The 15378-nt window shown below is 70.5% G+C and carries 15 protein-coding genes; 4 read left to right on the top strand and 11 right to left on the bottom strand.

From position 1 onward, the window contains the following. Positions 1 to 19: 19 nt before the first annotated feature. The 11 genes from U1T56_RS18200 to U1T56_RS18150 all read right to left on the bottom strand — a co-directional run bounded on the left by U1T56_RS18200 (position 20) and on the right by U1T56_RS18150 (position 11347). Entirely contained in the window at positions 20 to 466 is a 447-nt protein-coding gene (locus tag U1T56_RS18200; protein WP_418160914.1) for a molybdenum cofactor biosynthesis protein MoaE, read from the bottom strand. Between the two features lies 1 nt (position 467). Continuing rightward, a complete protein-coding gene (moaD, locus tag U1T56_RS18195) occupies positions 468 to 722 on the bottom strand; it encodes a molybdopterin converting factor subunit 1 (protein WP_418160913.1) in 255 nt (84 codons plus the stop codon). A 25-nt stretch (positions 723 to 747) separates the two neighbouring features. Continuing rightward, complete coding sequence (gene pgsA / locus U1T56_RS18190; RefSeq protein WP_418160912.1) at positions 748 to 1344, bottom strand: CDP-diacylglycerol--glycerol-3-phosphate 3-phosphatidyltransferase; 597 nt, start codon at positions 1342 to 1344, stop codon at positions 748 to 750. 18 nt (positions 1345 to 1362) lie between these two features. Further along, on the bottom strand, positions 1363 to 3255 hold the full coding sequence (gene uvrC, locus U1T56_RS18185; RefSeq protein ID WP_418160911.1) for an excinuclease ABC subunit UvrC: 1893 nt from the start codon (positions 3253 to 3255) through the stop codon (positions 1363 to 1365). Positions 3256 to 3316: 61 nt separating this feature from the next. Beyond that, complete coding sequence (locus tag U1T56_RS18180; protein WP_418160910.1) at positions 3317 to 5356, bottom strand: oxidoreductase; 2040 nt, start codon at positions 5354 to 5356, stop codon at positions 3317 to 3319. Between the two features lie 127 nt (positions 5357 to 5483). Then, complete coding sequence (locus tag U1T56_RS18175; RefSeq protein WP_418160909.1) at positions 5484 to 6350, bottom strand: ParA family protein; 867 nt, start codon at positions 6348 to 6350, stop codon at positions 5484 to 5486. After that, the gene (gene ccoS, locus U1T56_RS18170; RefSeq protein WP_418160908.1) at positions 6322 to 6483 is read right to left on the bottom strand and encodes a cbb3-type cytochrome oxidase assembly protein CcoS; all 162 of its coding nucleotides are present in this window, start codon (positions 6481 to 6483) and stop codon (positions 6322 to 6324) included. The genes U1T56_RS18175 and ccoS overlap by 29 nt, the downstream gene beginning before the upstream one ends. Continuing rightward, positions 6480 to 8723, bottom strand: coding sequence for a heavy metal translocating P-type ATPase (locus U1T56_RS18165; RefSeq protein ID WP_418160907.1), 2244 nt, complete (start codon positions 8721 to 8723; stop codon positions 6480 to 6482). The genes ccoS and U1T56_RS18165 overlap by 4 nt, the downstream gene beginning before the upstream one ends. Further along, the gene (locus U1T56_RS18160) at positions 8720 to 9217 is read right to left on the bottom strand and encodes a FixH family protein (RefSeq protein WP_418160906.1); all 498 of its coding nucleotides are present in this window, start codon (positions 9215 to 9217) and stop codon (positions 8720 to 8722) included. Before U1T56_RS18160 ends, U1T56_RS18165 begins: the two co-directional genes overlap by 4 nt. Beyond that, positions 9214 to 10671, bottom strand: coding sequence for a cytochrome c oxidase accessory protein CcoG (ccoG, locus tag U1T56_RS18155; protein ID WP_418160905.1), 1458 nt, complete (start codon positions 10669 to 10671; stop codon positions 9214 to 9216). The genes U1T56_RS18160 and ccoG overlap by 4 nt, the downstream gene beginning before the upstream one ends. Positions 10672 to 10930: 259 nt before the next feature. Beyond that, positions 10931 to 11347 carry a flagellar assembly protein FliX gene (locus tag U1T56_RS18150; protein ID WP_418160904.1) on the bottom strand — a complete coding sequence of 139 codons (417 nt, stop codon included), beginning with the start codon at positions 11345 to 11347 and terminating at the stop codon, positions 10931 to 10933. A gap of 257 nt (positions 11348 to 11604) precedes the next feature. On the opposite strand from U1T56_RS18150, the gene U1T56_RS18145 reads away from it, so the two are divergent. From U1T56_RS18145 to U1T56_RS18130, 4 genes are read left to right on the top strand one after another with little or no spacing between them, the layout of a single operon-like run. After that, the gene (locus U1T56_RS18145; RefSeq protein WP_418160903.1) at positions 11605 to 12774 is read left to right on the top strand and encodes a flagellar basal body P-ring protein FlgI; all 1170 of its coding nucleotides are present in this window, start codon (positions 11605 to 11607) and stop codon (positions 12772 to 12774) included. Continuing rightward, positions 12774 to 13046, top strand: coding sequence for a rod-binding protein (locus U1T56_RS18140; protein WP_418160902.1), 273 nt, complete (start codon positions 12774 to 12776; stop codon positions 13044 to 13046). Before U1T56_RS18145 ends, U1T56_RS18140 begins: the two co-directional genes overlap by 1 nt. Continuing rightward, positions 13043 to 13480: a hypothetical protein gene (locus U1T56_RS18135; protein WP_418160901.1), complete on the top strand. Its 438-nt coding sequence runs from the start codon at positions 13043 to 13045 to the stop codon at positions 13478 to 13480. The genes U1T56_RS18140 and U1T56_RS18135 overlap by 4 nt, the downstream gene beginning before the upstream one ends. A 9-nt stretch (positions 13481 to 13489) precedes the next feature. Continuing rightward, positions 13490 to 15370: a flagellar hook-associated protein FlgK gene (locus U1T56_RS18130; RefSeq protein ID WP_418160900.1), complete on the top strand. Its 1881-nt coding sequence runs from the start codon at positions 13490 to 13492 to the stop codon at positions 15368 to 15370. Positions 15371 to 15378 lie beyond the last annotated feature (8 nt).

The raw sequence follows: 15378 nt of genomic DNA, 5'->3' as shown, positions 1-15378 counted from the left end.
TTCGCGCTCGAACCCATGGCTACCACCGCGCTGCCGCTTCCTCGTCGCTCTCCCGCGCCTCGACCCAGCGGGACTCGCCGGTCTCGGTCTCCTCGAGCTTCCAGAACGGGGCCTTGGTCTTGAGCCAGTCGATCAGGAAGGCGCACGCCTCCAAAGCGGCGTGGCGGTGGGCGGAAGCGGTGGCGACCAGCACGATCGGCTCGCCCGGCAGCATCCGGCCGTAACGGTGGATGACGAGGCAGTCGTCGAGCGGCCAGCGGGCACGGGCCTCGGCCTCGATCGCCGCGAGCTGGCGCTCGGTCATGCCAGGATAGTGCTCGAGCGTCATCGCCGCGATGCGCTCGCCGCCGTGAACGTCGCGGACGAGGCCGAGAAAGGTGGCGACGGCACCGATGTCGGTGCGGCCCTGGCCGAAGCGGGCGAGCTCCATGCCCGGGTCGAACGGCTCGGCCTGGACTCGGATCATCTCAGCCCCCGGTCACGGGCGGGAAGAACGCCACCTCGTCGCCCGCGCGCAAGGGAGCATCCTCGGGCACGTAGTCGTGGTTGACCGCGCAGCGGATCACGCCCCTGCTCGCGAGCGCCTCGGCGAAGCCGGGATGGCGCTCGGCGAGGAAGGCCTTGAGCGCGGCGACGCTGGTGAGGTGGGGCGGGACGGGGTCGAGCAGCTCTTCGGCGCAGCCGACGCGCTGCTTGAGCCAGGCGAAGTAGCGGATCCTCATGGTCTCACCGGCAGCAGAGGGAAACTCAGGCGCGCTCGGCGACCTTGACCGGGGCGGCGGCCGGTGGCGGTGCCGGGGTCTGCAGCATGTGGCGCAGACCCGCCTGGAGATAGTCCCAGCCCGTAACGAGGGTGAGGATGGCGGCGAGCCACAAGCCCCACCAGCCGATCGCCTCGACCGGGAGCCAGGCCGGGCCGGCGCTGCCGACGAGGAGGAAGCCGATCGCGGTCATCTGCACCGCGGTCTTCCACTTGGCGAGCCGGCTCACCGGCAGGCCGACGCTGACCTCGGCCATGTACTCGCGCAGGCCCGAGACCATGATCTCGCGCAGGAGGATGACCAGGGCCGGCAGGAGCGGAGCGCGCGCGAAGCCGACCAGCATCAGGATCGCCGAGGCCACGAGCAGCTTGTCGGCCACGGGATCGAGCCAGCGGCCGAACAGGGACTGCTGGCGCCAGCTCCGGGCGAGGTAACCGTCGACGTAGTCGGTGACGGCGGCGACGACGAAGATGGTGCAGGCGATGTAGCGTGCGAGATCACCTTCGACGTAGAACATGGCGACCATGAGCGGGATGAACACGATCCGGCTCACGGTGAGCAGATTGGGCGTGCTGGTCAGCATGGCTGCGCGGTATAGCCCTCAGGCGCTGTCGTGGAAATGATCATAGATGGCCTTCGCGACAGCCTTGTTGATACCCGGAACCCGCTCGAGGTCGAGGAGGCCGGCCTCGGCCACGCCGCGCGCGGACCCGAAATGATTCAGGAGCGCGCGCTTGCGCTTGGCGCCGATGCCGGGCACCCGATCGAGCGGGGAACGCCCAATCGCGCGGGTCCGCTTGCCGCGATGCGTCTGGACGGCGAACCGGTGCGCCTCGTCGCGCAAGCGCTGGACAAAGTAGAGGACCGGATCGCGCGGGTCCAGGGCCAGCGGCTCCCGATCCGGCAGAAAGAAGCGCTCCTGGCCGGCGTTGCGCTCGGGACCTTTCGCCACGGCCATGAGCCGCAGGTCGCCGAGATCGAGCCCGGTCAGGACCTCCCGTGCCGCCGCGAGCTGGCCGGCACCGCCGTCGATGACGACGAGATCGGGCCAGGAGCCGCTCTGCCGCTCCGGGTCCTCCTTGACGAGGCGCGCGAAGCGGCGGCGCAGGACCTCGCGCATCATGGCATAGTCGTCGCCGGGGGTGAGCTCCGTGCCCTTGATGTCGAAGGTGCGATAGCTGCGCCTGTCGAAACCTTCGGGGCCGGCGACGATGAAGGCGCCGATGGCGTGAGCGCCCTGGATGTGGCTGTTGTCGTAGACCTCGATGCGCCGCGGCGCCTCCGGCAGGTCGAAACGCTCGGCGAGCTGCTCGAGCAGCATCTCCTGGGTGGCGGTGTCGGCGAGCCGCCGTGCCAGCGCCTGGCGGGCGTTGGCGAGCGCGATCTCGACGAGCTGGCGCTTGTCGCCGCGCTGCGGCACGGTGATCTGGACCTTCCGGCCCGCGCGGAGCGAGAGCGCTTCGGCCAGGAGCTCCTGCTCGGGCACGGGCTCGGCCAGGAGCACGAGGCGTGCAGGCGCCCGCTCGGCATAGAACTGCGCCAGGAAGGCGGCCAGGATCTCGCCGGTCCCGGCGTCCTTGGCGTGCGCGGGGTAGTAGGCACGGTTGCCGTAATTGCAGCCGTTCCGGTAGAAGAACACCTGCACGCAGACCTGCCCGCCTTCCATGTGGGCGGCGATGATGTCGGCGTCGTCGACGGCCTCGGTGTTGATGCCCTGGCGGGCCTGGATGTGCGCCATGGCCTTGAGCCGGTCGCGCAAGGCCGCCGCGCGCTCGAACTCGAGCTGTCTGCTCGCTTCCTCCATCTCGCGCTGCAGCCGGGCCTGGACCTCGTGCGACCGGCCGGCGAGGAACGCGCGCGCCTCCTCGACCAGCCTGGCGTAGGCCTCCTTGCCGATCCGGCCGACGCAAGGAGCGGAGCAGCGCTTGATCTGGTACTGGAGGCAGGGCCGGCTGCGGCTCTCGAAGACCGAATCCTGGCAGCTCCGCAAAGGGAAGGCCTTCAGGAGCGCGTTCAGGGCCTCGTTGACCGCACCCGCCGAGGCGAACGGGCCGAAATACTCGGCGTCGGGCCGCTTCGCACCCCGGTGCTTGCCGATCAGCGGGAAGTCGTGGCCCTTCCTGATGGCGATGTAGGGGAAGCTCTTGTCGTCGCGCAGGACGATGTTGAAGGCGGGCCGGAAGCGCTTGATGAGGTTGGCCTCGAGGAGGAGGGCCTCGACCTCGCTCGCCGTGGTGACGAACTCCATGGCGCGGGTGAGCGCCACCATCCGCTGCAGGCGCGCCGGCAGCGCCTGCGGCTTGGTGTAGGCGGCGACGCGCTTTCTGAGCGCCTTCGCCTTGCCGACATAGAGCACCTCCCCCCGCTCGTCGATCATGCGATAGACGCCGGGCTCGAAGGGAAGGGTCGGCAGCAGGCTCCGGATCAGCTCGGCGCCGCGTAGGCCGGGCGGCTTCGGGGTCTCGCTCGCAGGAGAGATCGGGGCTTCGGCCATGCCCGGTTGATGGTGATGGACGGGCCTCCGGTCAAGCCTCCGGAGGCCCGATCCGACTGCGTCACAAGCCCTTGCAGAGCCGCAAGGAATCGTAGATCGCGGCGTGGATGTTGCGCGAGGAGACCGCATCGCCCACCCGATAGAGGAGATAGCGCCCCTCGGGGTTGACGACGATCTCCTCGGGCGCGCCCCGCACGAGCCCCTCGACGTCGATCTCGCCGCCGTTGCGCGAGCCTTCCTTGAGGGCGAAGTAGAGCTCGTCCACGGGCAGCGTGCCGTGCTCGACCACGACGTGGTCGGCGACGCGCTCCACCGTCTCCTCGTTGTACTCGTTCCAGAAGGTGGCCACGAGCCGGTTGCCGTCGCGCCGGACGGAGCGCAGCTCGAGATCGGGCGTCACCTTGACCCCGTGACGGTAGAACTCGCGGAGATAGTTCGGGAAGTTGGTAGCACCCACCTCGAACGCGACCATCCGGTCCGGGGTCACGACCTCGACCTCGAGGCCCTTCTTGGCGAGCGCCACCGCCGTCGAGGGACCCTGGTGCCAGCCGTGGTCGTCGTAGAGCAGCACGCTGCCGGTGGGCTCGACATAGCCGCCGAGCACGTCCCAGACCGAACTCACCAGATCCTCGCCGGCCTCGAGGAAGCTCGTGTTCGGAATGCCGCCCGTGGCGACGATCACGACGTCGGGCTCCAGCGCGAGCACGTCGTCGGCCTCGGCATAGGTGTTGAGGCGGACGTCCACGCCCAGAATCTCGAGCTCGGCGGCGAGCCAGCCGGCGATGCCGGCGACTTCCTCGCGCCCCGGCGCCTTGGCGGCGAGGTTGACCTGACCGCCCAGCCGGTCGGTGGCCTCGAGCAGCACGACCTCGTGCCCGCGCAGCTTCGCGACCCTCGCGGCCTCCATGCCGGCTACACCGCCGCCCACGACCACGACCTTGCGCCTCCTGCCCTCGGTCGGCGGGACCACGTGCGGCATGGTCGCCTCGCGGCCGGTGGCGGCGTTGTGGATGCAGAGCGCGTCCTTGCCCTGGTAGATGCGGTCGATGCAGTAGCCCATGCCGACACAGGGCCGAATGCGGTGCTCCTCGCCGCGGCGCAACTTCGCCACGATGTGCGGGTCGGCAATATGCGCACGGGTCATGCCGACCATGTCGACGAAGCCCTGCTCGAGCGCCCAGCGCGCGGTCGCAAGGTCGGTGATGCGCGAGGCCTGGAACACCGGCAGGCCCGTGGCCTTCTTGATGCGGCCGGCGAGCTCGAGAAAGGGAGCGGAGCGGCGACCCATGCTCGGGATGGTGTAGGCGACCTGGGCGTCGGTGCCGAGCGTGCCGCCCACGACGTTGAAGAAGTCGATGAGGCCGCTCTCGGCCAGGATGCGGGCAATGGCCTCGCTCTCGGCGGGATCGCGCCCGCCCGGCACGTGCTCGTCGCCGGTGAGCCGGATGCCGACGATGAAGTCCTTGCCTACCGCCTCGCGGATGGCACCGAACACCTCGAGCGCGAAGCGGCAGCGGTTCTCGAGGCTGCCGCCATATTCGTCGTCGCGCTTGTTGATCGCGGGCGAGAGAAACTGATCGATGAGATGGCCCCAGGCGATCACCTCGCAGCCGTCGAGCCCGCCTTCCATGCAGCGCCGGGCACCGGCGGCATAGCCCCTGATGACGCGCCGGATCTCGTGCGGTTCGATCACCTTGGGGAACGAGCGGTGCTGCCGCTCGCGCACCGGCGAGGGTGCCAGGGTCGGCAGCCAGTCGGCGACGTCGTCGCAGGTGCGCCGTCCCATGTGCGTGATCTGGCACATGATGGCGCAGTCGTGCCGGTGCACGACCTCGGCGAGCTTCTGGAAATAGGGGATGATGGCGTCGGTCGAGGCGTTGATCTGGCCGAAGGCCGAGGGGCTGTCCGGGGCGGTGGTGGTCGAGCCGCCGAACATGGTAAGCGCCAGCCCGCCCTTGGCCTTCTCCTCGTGGTAGAGCCGGTAGCGCAAGGTCGGCTTGTTGTCCTCGACGTAGGACGGGGCGTGCGCCGTGCTCATGATCCGGTTCTTGAGCCGGAGACCTTTGAGCTGGAAAGGTTCGAGAACGGGATCCGTCGCCATCGCCGCCACCCTGTGGAAATCACTCGACGAGGGAAACTAGACTCTGCCGCAGTGCCTGCTTGCGTCGAGGCGACATGGATCGGGCTCGATGCCGGCCTCCGTCGCCACGAGCCGGCCGGCTTGTCCGTCAGGACGCGTCGACACCGCGCCGGGACGAGCCGAACAGGCGGCGCAGAATGCCGCCGCGGCGAGGAGGAGCCGCCGTCGGCTCCGCGGCCCCGTCACCATTCTCGGCCGAGCCGCGGCGCAGGCCCGAGCCAGCCGGCCAGGGCGAGGGCGGAAGTGCTGCGAGCCGGTGCTCGACCAGCTCGGCGAGCGTCAGGATCTCGTTGTGCGCCGCGCTGTTCGGCCGGAAGCTGCCGATCCACTGGCCCTGCTCGAACGCGAGATCGAAGCCCACGCTCTGGCGCAGAGGCGGGGCGACCTGCTCGCCGAGGCGGGCGAGCCGCTGCACGAAGTCGGCGATGCCGCGCTCCATGGGCACGACACGGTTCGGCACCACGAGCACGGCCGGCGGCTGCTTCCGACGCTCCTCGCGCGCCCGGCAGACGTGGCGCAGCACGCGCCGGGTCGCCTCGAGATCGATCTCGCTCGGCGAGGTCGGGATCAGGATCACGGTCGCCATCAGCAGGGCGGCCCCGAGCGCCGGCGCCACCGATGCCGGCAGATCCACGATCACGAGATCGTATTCGGTCCGCAGGCTCTGGACGGCGTTGATCCAGGGCTCGGCCTGCGCGAACGACTGGAGCGGACGGTGGACGCAAGCCGCCGGCAGGCTCGCGCGTGCGGCCCAGGCCGTGGCCGTGCCTTGCGGGTCGTTGTCGACGACGATCACCCGCCGCCCCCGCTCAGCGAGGGCACAGGCGACATTGATGGCGAGCGTGCTCTTACCGGTCCCGCCCTTGAGGTTCGCGACCGCGATCAGATGCCCCCGACCGGACGGTGCCTCGCGTACGGAGGCGGGATCAGGTCCGGTGCCCGTCGTCGTCCTCATCGTCGAAGAGAATCCGCTCCGCCGCCCCGTCGAGATCGTCGAACTGCCCGCTGCGCATCGCCCACAAGAAGGCGCCCAGGCCGAGAAGGCCCAGGAACAGGGCGATCGGGATCAGGTAGATCAGGCCGCTCATGGCACCGAGGTGGCACGCCGCGTCGTCCAGTTCAAGCGCAGCGAGTTCAGCACGACGACGATCGAGCTCGTCGACATGGCGATCGCGGCCACGAGCGGCGTGACCAGCCCCGCCATGGCCAGCGGCACGGTGAACACGTTGTAGCCGAAGGAAAGCGCGAAGTTCTGCTTGACCAGCCGCTCGGCACGCTTCGCGACGTCGATCACCGCGAGCACTGGTGCCAGGCGCTGGCCCTGAAACACGGCGTCGGCCGCGGTCTGGGAGATGTCGACCGCAGTGGCGGGCGAGAGCGACACGTAGGCCGCCGCCAGGGCCGGCGCATCGTTGAGCCCGTCGCCCACCATCAGCACCTTGCGGCCTTCGGCGGCCAGCGCCTCGAGCCGGGCCGTCTTGTCCTGCGGCTTCAAGGCCGCGTGCCATTCTGCGATGCCGAGCTCGTCCGCGATCGCGCGCACGGTGGGCTCGCGGTCGCCGGACAAAAGTACCACGCGATAACCGCGCCGCTTCAGCTCGTGCACGACAACGGCCGCATCCTCGCGCACGCGGTCCACGAAGGCGAGCCGCACCGGCCCGACCCCGGGCCGCGCGAACCAGAGTTCGGCCCCGACCGTGGCATCCTCCGGCACGTCCGCGGCCCAGCCGCGCCGGCCCAGGCGCCATTCGCCCTCGGAGCGGACGAGCCTGAGGCCCATGCCCGGCACCTCCTCCACACCCGAGACGGCCGGAGCGTCCGGTGCGGCGGCGGCGAGCGCCCGCGCCAGCGGATGGTGCGAAGCCTTGGCCATGCCGGCCGCCGCCGTCAGCACGTCCGGGGCGATCCCGCCGCGCTCGAGCTCGAGCCGGCCCGTGGTGAGCGTTCCGGTCTTGTCGAACACCACCGTGTCGGCGCGCGCGAAGCGCTCGAGGGCGGTGGCCGACTTCAGGAGCGTGCCGTGGCGCATGAGGCGCCCGCTGGCCAGCACCTGCACGGCCGGCACGGCGAGGCCGAGCGCGCACGGGCAGGTGACGATCAGGACGGCGATGGCATAGAGGAGCGCTGTCTGCCAACCCACGGCGCCGGTGAGAGTCCAGCCCAGGAAGGTGATGGCCGCGAGGCCGTGCACGGCCGGGGCGTAAGCCTTGGCCACCCGGTCGGCGATGGCGACGAAGCGCGATCGGCGCTGCTCGGCCAGCTCCATGAGCCGCACGATCTCGGCGAGCAGCGTACCCTCGCCTACCGCCCGGACCTTGAGCCGGAGCGGGGCGCCGAGATTGATCGTGCCCGCGAACACCCGCTCGCCGGCCCCGACCCGCTGCGGCACGGTCTCGCCGGTGATCAGGCTCGTATCCAGCTCGCTCGCTCCCTCGATCACGACCCCGTCGACGCCGACCCGCTCGCCGGTCGCGACCAGCACCTCCTGCCCGGCCTCGAGCTGCTCCGGCCGCACGCTGCGCGTGGTGCCGTCGGGCAGCACCAGGGTCACGGCCGACGCGTTGAGCGCCAGGAGCCGTTCGGCGGCCGAGCGGGCCGTGCCGCGGGCGCGCTGGTCGAGATAGCGGCCGATCAGGAGGAAGAAGAGGAGCGTGATGGCGCTGTCGAAATAGGCGTGCTCGCCGCTGCGGATGGTCTCGACCAGGCTCATGCCGGGGGCGAGCAGCACCGCGAGCGAGATCGGCACGTCCATGTTGGTGTGCCCGGCCCGGAGCGCCTTGAAGGCGGAGCGGAAGAACGGCCGTCCGGCATAGGCGATGGCCGGGAGCGCGATCAGCGCCTCGAACCAGTGGAAGAAGGTCCGGGTCGCCTCGCCCATGGTGTAGAAGTGGCCGGCCCAGACCGAGACCGCGAGCAGCATCACGTTGCCCGCGGCGAAGCCCGCCACGGCGAGGCAGCGCAGGAGCTCGCTCTCGGCCTTGTTGTCGAGGGCCTTGAGCCGGTCCGGGTCGAACGGAACGACGCCGTAGCCGAGGTCCGTCACCACCTGCGCCAGGCGGTTGCCGCGCACCGGCTCGCCGTTCCAGCGGATGGTGAGACGCCGCGTGGTCAGGTTCACGCGCGCGGTCTCGAGCCCGCCCTCGCGCTGCAGCGCGCGCTCGATGCGCCGGATGCAGGCGCCGCAATGGACGCCTTCGACCAGAAGATGGAGGACGTTGGTGCCGCTGCCCGCCTCCTGGCGGACGAAGGGAACCACGTCGAGCGCCGCGGGTGCATCGGCGATCGACGCCGGGGCACCGCTGGGGAGAGGCAGGGCGGCCGTGGTCATCGCAGGACCATCCGCTGCTCGTGGACGTAGAGGTCGTCGCCGCGGCGGATCGTGACATGGGCGATCCACAAGCCGGTCAGCGGCAGGTCGAAAGCGGCACGGTACACGCCGGGCCGCGTGGGGGTCAGCTCCACCTTGAAGTCGGACCGCTCTTCGAGCGGCCGCTCGAACGAGGCCACGACCCTGGCATCGGTCAGGGGCGCGCCTCTGGCGTCGGTCACGGCGAGCTCGGCCTCGGCGGAGAAGCCGGAAACGATCCGGGCCGTCAGCTTGGGCTGCCAGCCGAGTGCCGCCTGACGCTGCGCCGCCTCGAGGTTCCGGTTGTAGGTGAGGCCCTTGTCGTAGGGGTCGTCCGTGGAGAGGCCGGTCCAGCTCTCCGTGGCGAACCAGATCATGGTGCCGTTCACGGCGACGACCACGAGGAAGAAGGCGACGAAGAGCCAAGGGATCCAGGAGCCGCGCTGTTCCTTCTGCTGCATGATGGCGGTGCTCATCGCTTGGGCCCCCGGAACACGGTGCCGAAGGTCTTCACGCTGCCGGTGGCGGTATCGGTGAGCTCGAAGGTGACGTCGTTCACCTCGCCCTTCACCTCCTTGCGCGGAAGCTGCACGAAGACGTGATGGGTCGAGACGCCGTCCGGCGGTGCCAGAAGCGTGATGCTGCCGGCGTGACCCTCCTGGCCGAGAGCGCTCAGGACGGCATCCGTGCCGGCCAGGCGGAGCTCGTACGCCTTCTCCGAGCGGGTCTTGTTCATCACGCGGATGGTGTAGCCGTTGCGGATCGAGCCGTCCGAGAGCGTCACGAACAGGGGATTGCGATCGGGCAGGACGTTGACGTCGACGGTCGAGCGCAGGAGCAGGACGCCCAGCATGATCGCGGCGACCAGGCCGAGGATGACGGCATAGAGGATGGTCCGCGGGCGCACCAGGCGGTATTGCGGGGGCTGGCCCAGAGCGCGGAGCTCCTGGTTGCGCTCGCTGTCGTAGGCGATCAGCTTCGGCGGCCGGCCGATCTTGGTCATGACGTCGTCGCAGGCGTCGATGCACAGGCCGCAGCCGATGCACTCGAGCTGGAAGCCGTCGCGGATGTCGATGCCCATCGGGCAGACGGCGACGCACTGCTTGCAGTCGATGCAGTCGCCGCGGGCATCCCAGCTCTCGCCCTTGCGGTACTTGCCGCGCGGCTCGCCACGCCAGGCCTCGTAGGTGACGGCCAGCGTGTCCTTGTCGACGAGCGAGCCCTGGATGCGCGGCCACGGGCACATGTAGGTGCAGACCTGCTCGCGCGCGAAGCCGGCGAGGAGATAGGTCGTACTCGTGAACAGGGCGACGAAGAAATAGACCGCAAGCCCGGCCTCGCCCGTGAAGAACTCCCGGATCACGGTCGGCGCGTCGTTGAAGTACATGATCCAGGCACCGCCGGTCAGAAAGGCGATCAGGAGCCAAGCGGCGTGCTTCGCTGTGCGCTTGAGGATCTTCCAGCTCGTCCAGGGTGCCTTGTCGAAGCGCATACGCTCCGCACGGTCACCTTCGATCCAGCGCTCGACCTGCATGAACAGGTCGGTCCAGACGGTCTGCGGGCAGGCGAAGCCGCACCACAGGCGGCCGAAGAGCGAGGTCGCGAGGAACAGGCCGAAGGCCGCGAGCATCAGGATGCCGGTCAGGAAGTAGATCTCCTGCGGCCAGATCTCGATCCAGAAGAAGTAGAGCCGCCGCCCGGCCATGTCGACGAGGATGGCCTGATCCGGGGCGCCGGGCCCGCGGTCCCAACGGATGAACGGCGCGAGGTAGTAGATGCCGAGCAGGACGCAGAGCGCTGCCCACTTGATGGTCCGAAACCGTCCCTTGACCGCCTTCGCGTAGACCTCCACCCGCCCCTTGTAGAGTGGGGACGCCTTCTGCTGGGCGCGCGAGAGCGCGTCCTCGGCCTGCATCACTTCAGTGCTCATCCCGCCCTGCCTGCAAGATGTGGTCACGACCGATCATGTCGGGCCTAGCTCGCGCGCCGGACCCTGCCTCGCATTGATCTGGCTCAATGCAGCGCACGAGTCGCGAGCCCGGCACGCCTTGTGTCCGAGGGAGGCTCGAACCCGTCGCCGCGTCAGGAATCGCCGGCGACTCCGGCCTTCGATATCGTCGTGCCCGGCCGAATGTCGCCACTCCGTCCGCCGCGCTGCGACATCGTGCGTCAGGAGGCCGGAAGGCGGCTCAGCCGCAGGCGCGCTCGAGCTTGGCGAGCTCGACCGCGACCCTGAGCTCGATCTCACCGAGAATGGCGGCGAGCGCCGGATCATCGGGCACATCGGCAGGCTGCGCCAGCGCCCGACGGAGCCGATGCAGGGTGGCGACCGGCAGACTCCCTTCCAGCAGCGCCGCATGCAGTTCCTCGAGCCGGTCGAGGAGACCGCTGCCGCGGCGCAGCGCCCGACGGCGACGTTCCGCCGCGTCGGGCAGCATCTGAAGCGCCAGCACGACTTCGAGCGATGCCAGGGCCGCGGTTCCGGCGCTCGGCATGGTGCTGGGGGACGATGCCACCGGCGGCGGAAACGGCGGGCCGGAGCCGGCACGCGCCGGTTCAGGGCGCAGAGCAGCGGCAAGACAGACCCCGGGGCCGAGCACGCGCATGTCGCCCTCCATGGCCGAAGCGTCCCGCCTATCGGCGGTGCCCGGGCACGATCCTAGGCGCGCGAGGTTAACCGAGGGTGAAGCGGCGCCTCGACCCGGCAGGATCTGCCGGGCAGCAGGAAAATTCTGCCGGGTCGGGACATCCCGGCGCCCTACCCGGGCCCGCCCGCCTGCCCGGGAACGGCGGCTTTTCCCGGCTTGGCACGGTGTTCGCAAGAAGCGCCGTCGATCCTCGGTCCCCGCAACATGGGCGCAAGATGCAGGTCTCGACCAGTGCCGTCCGCCGCTCGCCGTCGTCGCTCCTGCCGCTGCGGGAATGGGCGCGCCACCTCGTCGGCGCGGCGCTCCTGCTGCTCGTCGCAGGCACGAGCGTCGCGGCGGCAGCGACCTCGCGCATCAAGGACATCGCCGACTTCGAGGGCGTGCGCAGCAACATGCTCGTGGGCTACGGCCTCGTCGTCGGCCTGAACGGCACGGGCGATTCTTTGCGCAACGCGCTGTTCACCCAGGAGAGCCTGGTCGCGATGCTCGAGCGGCTCGGGGTGAGCACGCGCGGCACCAACCTCAACACCAAGAACGTGGCGGCGGTCATGGTGACCGCCACCCTGCCGCCGTTCGCGCGGCAGGGCAGCCGGATCGACGTCTCGGTGAGCGCTCTGGGTGACGCCAAGTCGCTCCTGGGCGGCACGCTGCTGGTGACCCCGCTTCTGGGTGCCGACGGCGAAGCCTACGCCGTGGCGCAAGGGGCGCTGAGCGTCGGCGGATTCGAGGCCAAGGGCGACGCCGCCAGCGTCACCCGCGGCGTGCCGACCGCGGCCCGCATCCCCGGCGGCGGACTGGTCGAGCGTGAGGTCGACTTCGCGCTCGACCAGCTCGGCCAAGTTCGTCTGGCGCTGCGCAACCCCGACTTCACCACGGCCGAGCGGATCGCCGCCGCGATCAACGAGCGGCTCGGTGCCGGCAGCGCCCGCGCCTCCGATCCCTCGACCGTGATCCTGCCGGTGCCGAGGAGCTATGGCGGTCGGGTGGCCCAGCTCCTGAGCGAGATCGAGCAGCTTCCGGTCGAGCCCGACACGCCGGCCCGGATCCTGATCGACGAGCGCTCCGGCATCATCGTCATGGGCGAGAACGTGCGGATCAGCCAGGTGGCGGTGGCGCAGGCGAACCTGACGGTCCGGGTGACCGAGGAGCCGCAGGTGTCCCAGCCCAATCCCTTGGGCCAGGGCGACACCGTGGCCGTGCCGCGGACCAGGATCGAGGTCGACGACCAATCCCATCGTCGCATGGTAGCCCTGCCGCCTGCGGCCACGCTGAAGGACCTCGTGGACGGTCTGAACGCGCTCGGCGTCGGCCCGCGCGACATGATCGGAATCATCCAGGCGATCAAAGCGGCGGGCGCTCTTCAGGCCGAGATCGAGGTGATGTGATGGCGACCGTCTCCACCGTCTCGCCCGCCACAGCGGCACCGGCAGCGCCGGAGGCGCTGCGCGCCAAGGCGGAAGAGCTCGAGAGCGTGTTCCTGGCACAGATCCTGCGCGAGCTCATGCAGGGTCTCACCGGCCCCCTCGGCAATGCCGAGGACGATCCTTTCGCGGCGATGCTCCAGGACGAGTACGCCAAGCTGATCAGCCGCAGTGGCGGTATCGGCATCGCCGATGCCGTTCTCCGTGAAATGCTCAAGGCCCAGGAGGCTGCATGATCGAATCGCACACCCGTATCGTGATGCTGCTCGCGCTGATGCGCGAGCTCGAGGGCATCATGCAGGCCGAGAACGCGCTCCTGGGTCAGATGAAGCTCGAGCGTCTGCAGGCGCTCCAGGCCGAGAAGGCGGCGCTCGCCGAGCGCTACGAGCTCGAGCTGCGCCGGCTGCGGCAGAAGCCCGAGGCACTGGCCGAGCTCGCCGCCGAGGAGCGCGCCACGCTCGATGCCGCGCTGCGCGGGTTTCAGGCGACCGTGCGCGCGAATGCCGAGCGCCTGCGCCGGGCGCGGCAGATCGCCGAAGGGGTCGTCCAGGCGATCGGCGAAAGCCTGGCCACCAGCGCCGCCGACACCTCTCCCGGCTACGGCACGCCGGCCCGCGGCCCTGCCGGTGGCAGCCGGATCATCGCGGTCGCGTTCGACCGCCGCTGCTAGGAGTGATCCATGAGCCTGTTCTCGGTGCTGTCGATCGCGACCAGCGGCCTTGCCGTCGCCCAGCGTGCGCTGAGCGTGACGGCCAACAACGTCGCCAATGCCAACACCGAAGGCTACACACGCAAGGTCGCGCACCAGGAGGCGCTGGTCCTGGATGGCCGCGGAGCGGGCGCCCGACCCACCGACGCGACCCGGGCCGTGGACGAGTTCCTGAACGTTCGCCTCGCCGAGCAGAAGGGCCGGCTCGCGCGCAGCGAGGTGCTGAGCGACCTCTATGCCAGCATCCAGGACCGGATCCTGGGCGCTCCGGGCGATGCGGGCGGCGGGCTCGCGGGTGGCATCGGCCGGCTCGCCAAGGCCGCCCAGGCGCTGGCGGACGCCCCCGACGAGTCGGCGCGCGCCGAGGCGCTCGTCGGGGCGGCGCAGGATCTGACCGCCGCCATCGGCCGTGCCGGCGCCGAGGTCCAGGCCATGCGCCGCGACGTCGACCGGCAGATCGCCGGAACGGTGGCCGCGATCAACGACGAAATCCGGGCCCTTCGGGACCTGAACGGCGAGATCGCGCGGTCGGGCGCCGATGCCGAGCTGCTCGACCGACGCGATGCGCTTCTCGAGAGCCTCGCCGCCAGGATCGAAATCTCGGTGACCCGCCGGGAGAACGGCGCGATCGCCGTCTACACTCGCGGCGGCCAGTCTCTGCTCGACCAGAAACTCTATCGGCTCGCCTACGATCCGGCCGCGGACGTCGGCCCCCGCACCGCGTTCGGCCCGCTTCGCCTGCTCGCCGAGGACCAGATCGACCCTGCCACGGGCGCGCCGCTGGCCGGAGAGGCGGGAGTAGTCCTCGTCACGGGCGGGATCCGGGCCGAGCTCATCCCCGAGCTCGCCAGCGATCCGCTCGACGATGCCGGGCAGCGGGTCGTCTCGCCGTTCCGGTCCGGGCGGCTGCAGGGCCTCCTGGAAGCGCGCGACCGGGTGCTGCCGGAGCTGGCCGACCAGCTCGGCGAGCTCGCCGGCCTCGTGCGCGACACGCTGAACGCGGCCCACAACGCGGCCGTTTCCCTGCCACCTCCCGAACGTCTGACCGGTGCTCGGACCGACACCGGTGGCTTCGCTGCCGCGGCCCGCAGCGGCACCGCCTGGCTCGCCGTGATCGACCGCCGGACGGGGGCGACGGTGACCACGGTCGCAGTCGACGTCGGCGCCGCCGCGAGTCCCGCAGCCCTCGCCGCTCGGATCGCGAACGATCTCGGCGGCTACGGCTCGGCGAGCCTGAACGCGTCGGGCGCCCTCGAGATCGCAGGCGCCGCCGGCTACGGCATCGCCTTGGCCGAGGGCGACAGCGCCATCACCGTGACCGATTCCGCCGGCCATCGCCGCACGCTCGGCTTCTCGCATTATTTCGGCCTCAACGATCTCGTCGTGCCGAGCGGAGCGCAGCCGACGGAGATCGCCGTGCGCGAGGACATCGCAGCCGACAGCAGCCGGCTCGCGCGAGCCGCGCTCGACGTGAACGCGGGCCCGCCGCCTTCGGCAAAGCTCGGCGGCAAAGGCGACGGCCGCGGTGCCCAGAAGCTCGCGGCAGCCTTCGAGACCGGGCTCGCCACCGTGGCACGGGGCGCGCTGCCGGCCGGGACTTACCGCGCCGCCGATTACGCGGCGGAACTCGTGTCCGTGACGGCGGTGGCGGCGGAGCGGGCGAATGCGGCGCAGGCGGCCGATCGAGCACTCGCCGACGACCTCGCCGCCCGGCAGGCGAGCGTTTCCGGCGTCAACCTCGACGAAGAGCTGTCGCGGCTCGTCCTCTACCAGAAGACCTACGCCGTCTCGGCGCGGCTGGTCTCGATCGTCGATCGCATGCTCGACGATCTCTTGTCCCTGGCCCGCTGAGGGGGGCT

It is taken from the genome of Benzoatithermus flavus, assembly GCF_037908215.1.
GTDB lineage: Bacteria > Pseudomonadota > Alphaproteobacteria > Geminicoccales > Geminicoccaceae > Benzoatithermus > Benzoatithermus flavus.
This window is presented reverse-complemented; position numbering and strand designations above follow the sequence as displayed.

Bases quoted from the DNA above. Each gene is read 5' to 3' on its own strand.
- U1T56_RS18200 (WP_418160914.1), bottom strand. From the start codon at position 466: ATGATCCGAGTCCAGGCCGAGCCGTTCGACCCGGGCATGGAGCTCGCC.
- moaD (WP_418160913.1), bottom strand. From the start codon at position 722: ATGAGGATCCGCTACTTCGCCTGGCTCAAGCAGCGCGTCGGCTGCGCC.
- pgsA (WP_418160912.1), bottom strand. From the start codon at position 1,344: ATGCTGACCAGCACGCCCAATCTGCTCACCGTGAGCCGGATCGTGTTC.
- uvrC (WP_418160911.1), bottom strand. From the start codon at position 3,255: ATGGCCGAAGCCCCGATCTCTCCTGCGAGCGAGACCCCGAAGCCGCCC.
- U1T56_RS18180 (WP_418160910.1), bottom strand. From the start codon at position 5,356: ATGGCGACGGATCCCGTTCTCGAACCTTTCCAGCTCAAAGGTCTCCGG.
- U1T56_RS18175 (WP_418160909.1), bottom strand. From the start codon at position 6,350: ATGAGGACGACGACGGGCACCGGACCTGATCCCGCCTCCGTACGCGAG.
- ccoS (WP_418160908.1), bottom strand. From the start codon at position 6,483: ATGAGCGGCCTGATCTACCTGATCCCGATCGCCCTGTTCCTGGGCCTT.
- U1T56_RS18165 (WP_418160907.1), bottom strand. From the start codon at position 8,723: ATGACCACGGCCGCCCTGCCTCTCCCCAGCGGTGCCCCGGCGTCGATC.
- U1T56_RS18160 (WP_418160906.1), bottom strand. From the start codon at position 9,217: ATGAGCACCGCCATCATGCAGCAGAAGGAACAGCGCGGCTCCTGGATC.
- ccoG (WP_418160905.1), bottom strand. From the start codon at position 10,671: ATGAGCACTGAAGTGATGCAGGCCGAGGACGCGCTCTCGCGCGCCCAG.
- U1T56_RS18150 (WP_418160904.1), bottom strand. From the start codon at position 11,347: ATGCGCGTGCTCGGCCCCGGGGTCTGTCTTGCCGCTGCTCTGCGCCCT.
- U1T56_RS18145 (WP_418160903.1), top strand. From the start codon at position 11,605: ATGCAGGTCTCGACCAGTGCCGTCCGCCGCTCGCCGTCGTCGCTCCTG.
- U1T56_RS18140 (WP_418160902.1), top strand. From the start codon at position 12,774: ATGGCGACCGTCTCCACCGTCTCGCCCGCCACAGCGGCACCGGCAGCG.
- U1T56_RS18135 (WP_418160901.1), top strand. From the start codon at position 13,043: ATGATCGAATCGCACACCCGTATCGTGATGCTGCTCGCGCTGATGCGC.
- U1T56_RS18130 (WP_418160900.1), top strand. From the start codon at position 13,490: ATGAGCCTGTTCTCGGTGCTGTCGATCGCGACCAGCGGCCTTGCCGTC.